Origin of the sequence: Moorena sp. SIO3E8 (genome assembly GCF_010692445.1) — a bacterium.
In the GTDB taxonomy this organism is placed as follows: domain Bacteria; phylum Cyanobacteriota; class Cyanobacteriia; order Cyanobacteriales; family Coleofasciculaceae; genus Moorena; species Moorena bouillonii.
In genome coordinates, this window is record NZ_JAAHHM010000293.1 from 1 (window position 1) to 2896 (window position 2896).

At 43.6% G+C, this 2896-nt stretch carries 3 protein-coding genes and 1 pseudogene; 1 reads left to right on the forward strand and 3 read right to left on the reverse strand.

All coding sequences use genetic code 11. The features are described from left to right. The first annotated feature begins 77 nt into the window (after positions 1-77). The gene (locus F6K46_RS39100; protein ID WP_293118116.1) at positions 78-539 is read left to right on the forward strand and encodes a hypothetical protein; all 462 of its coding nucleotides are present in this window, start codon (positions 78-80) and stop codon (positions 537-539) included. 1018 nt (positions 540-1557) lie between these two features. Here the strand turns inward: F6K46_RS39100 and F6K46_RS39105 are convergent. The 3 genes and pseudogenes from F6K46_RS39105 to F6K46_RS39115 form a co-directional block, all read right to left on the reverse strand. Beyond that, on the reverse strand, positions 1558-1914 hold the full coding sequence (locus F6K46_RS39105) for a DUF86 domain-containing protein (RefSeq protein ID WP_075906784.1): 357 nt from the start codon (positions 1912-1914) through the stop codon (positions 1558-1560). Further along, on the reverse strand, positions 1901-2218 hold the full coding sequence (locus F6K46_RS39110) for a nucleotidyltransferase family protein (protein ID WP_293068893.1): 318 nt from the start codon (positions 2216-2218) through the stop codon (positions 1901-1903). Before F6K46_RS39110 ends, F6K46_RS39105 begins: the two co-directional genes overlap by 14 nt. 444 nt (positions 2219-2662) lie before the next feature. Then, a pseudogene (locus F6K46_RS39115) lies at positions 2663-2896 on the reverse strand (hypothetical protein); the annotation flags it as partial.

Genomic DNA, 2896 nt, shown 5'->3' on the forward strand with positions numbered 1-2896 from the left:
TATTCTAGCTCAGAAGCCGGATATATCCATCTCGCAGCGCCCCTTCGGGTGGGAACTTCGCTTGAACTCTAGCCTCTATGGAGAATTATGGAATTCTCACTCCTTTGAGCGCCTTCATCGGTCGCCCAGGTAATTCCATGATGCCAAAAAAACGCTCAAATGATCATCTGATTAAGTGTCAGCGAGCCCTAGACCGCCTTGCCCAAATTGCCCAGTGCCAATCTACACGCCCACTTTCAATGCCTCGTGCCATCACTGAGCGAGAGCGAATCTTGATAAACCTATACAGCTTCTGCCGACTATCCATGACTCCTCGGGAGTTTTATTGGAAATGGCAAGTTAACCAAGAAGACATTGCTCAAATCTGCTGCCGCTCAACTTACGCTGTTAACAGTTGGCTCGCTCAAAGTTCTCGCTATAAATCTCCTTCTTCCGATTCCTTATACCATCTGGCCTTAATGGATTTTCTCTTGGAAAATTTTGATGCAATTCCACAAGAGTTATTGAATCAACTCTGCTCGAAAGTTGAAGAAGGTTGACAGAATTAAGAATTAAGAATTAAGAATTAAGAATTAAAGAATTAAGAATTAAGCTTTTGTAGGGTGGGCATTGCTTGAAACCAACTCCCAACCCTGCCCAAATTCATCTGAGCAATGCCCACCAACCAGGGTACCCATTGTTGCTTTCTAACCCCCAATCCTATCCGAATTCACCATTACTTTACCCACCCAAAGATTTAAGGGTATTGGTGGGCATTGCCCATTTAATTTATCGGGGTTCAATCATGATCAAGCTCAGCAATGCCCACCCTACGATTCTCAATTCTTCATTCTACATTCTCAATTCTTCATTCTACATTCAAATGGGTATTGGTGGCCATTGCCCATGTAATTGCTCGGGGTTCAATCATGATCTTCCGAGAGCCTTGCCCACCCTACGATTCTCAATTCTTCATTCTACATTCTCAATTCTTCATTCTACATTCAAATGGGTATTGGTGGCCATTGCCCATTTAATTGTTCGGGGTTCAATCATGATCTTCCGAGAGCCTTGCCCACCCTACGAATCTCAATTCTTCATTCTACATTCTCAATTCTTCATTCTACATTCAAATGGGTATTGGTGGCCATTGCCCATTTAATTGTTCGGGGTTCAATCATGATCTTCCGAGAGCCTTGCCCACCCTACGATTCTCAATTCTTCATTCTACATTCTCAATTCTTCATTCTACATTCAAATGGGTATTGGTGGGCATTGCCCATGTAATTGCTCGCCGTTCAATCATGATCTTTATCAGCAATTCCCACCCTACGAATCTCAATTCTTCATTCTACATTCTCAATTCTTCATTCTACATTCAAATGGGTATTGGTGGGCATTGCCCATTTAATTGTTCGGGGTTCAATCATGATCTTTATCAGCAATTCCCACCCTACGAATCTCAATTCTTCATTCTACATTCTCAATTCTTCATTCTACATTCAAATGGGTATTGGTGGGCATTGCCCATTTAATTGCTCGGCGTTCAATTTTGATCTTCCGAGAGCCTTGCCCACCCTACGATTCTCCTTCACTTTCCTCCTGAATTACCCTTTGCAATTGCTCAACCAGTGGCACTAAATCATTCCTCACCGTTCCCCAAACAATATCTAAATCGATAGAGAAATAAGCATGGGTCAAACGATTTCGCATCCCAATCATCACTGCCCAAGGAATATCAGCATGTCTCCCCCTACATTCAGCTGAAATTCTACCTGCCGCTTCCCCAATAATTTCTAAATCTTTAACAACTGCCAACACCAACATCCTATCCTTAGCTAAATCTTCTCTGGTCTTTCCAGACATAAAACCGAGAGCTTCTATTGCTGCATCCTGCATATGGTGCAAGCGAGTTAAATCGTCAATTGCTGTCATACTGCACCATCGCCTCAGCCATCACTCTGTCTCGAAAATAAATACTTAATTCATTAGGAGTTCTTAAATCAATCTTTCTCCCTTCTACTAGTTCTGAAAGTTCTATTTCCATACTGGCTAACCTAAATAAACCAGGGGTTTTGCCTGCTTCAAATTCTACTAAAAAATCCAGGTCACTCTCCGGTGTAAAATCATCCCTCAACACTGAACCAAATAAAGACAATTTGCGAATATGATGACGCTGGCAAAATTGCTCTATTTCTTCCTTAGGAATCTTAATTGGTAACACCGGGCTTTCACTCATTTCTCTTCTGGATTTTTATCAGGTGCAATTAGTTGGTAGGAGCAGGTTTCTCTATATCCTAGCAGCTTGTAGGGTGGGCATTGCCGGTTTCCAACTCGCCTACCTGCCGGAATTCATCTGAGCAATGCCCACCAACCAGGGTACCCATGGCCGGTTTCCAAGCCCCAACCCTTCCAGAATTCACAATCAGTGCGATTGACCTTGGCCTTTAGGCCACGCTTCGCGAATGGTCACGCGGGGCGCGTTCGCATTTTGTAGTTGATAGTGCGATCGCTGATCTTGTCGGGTGGACATTGCCTGTTTCCAACGGAAGGAAATTGCGAGCAATTTCCTCTAGTGTGAGTGTAATCACAACAGGAGCGATCGCACCCAGATACAACCAAGAGCGATCGCTGACAGACTCAGGATAAAAATCCCGACTCCCGATTCCCGATTCCCGATTCCCTACTCTACTTGAGCACCAACTACCTCCGATGGCTGAGTATTGTTTTCCTCTGTATCAGTTGATTGGCCTAAGGTTTCTTCGAGTACCTGAATTGCGCCACTGATGCCAGGGTAATCGCATTGGAATCGAGTGATAAAATTACTGTAAAATGACCGGAAACTTGACAGCACAAGGCGAGTTATAAAGCGCACAAAGCTAGATAAAATTGAGCTTTGTGCAACATGGAGATCATT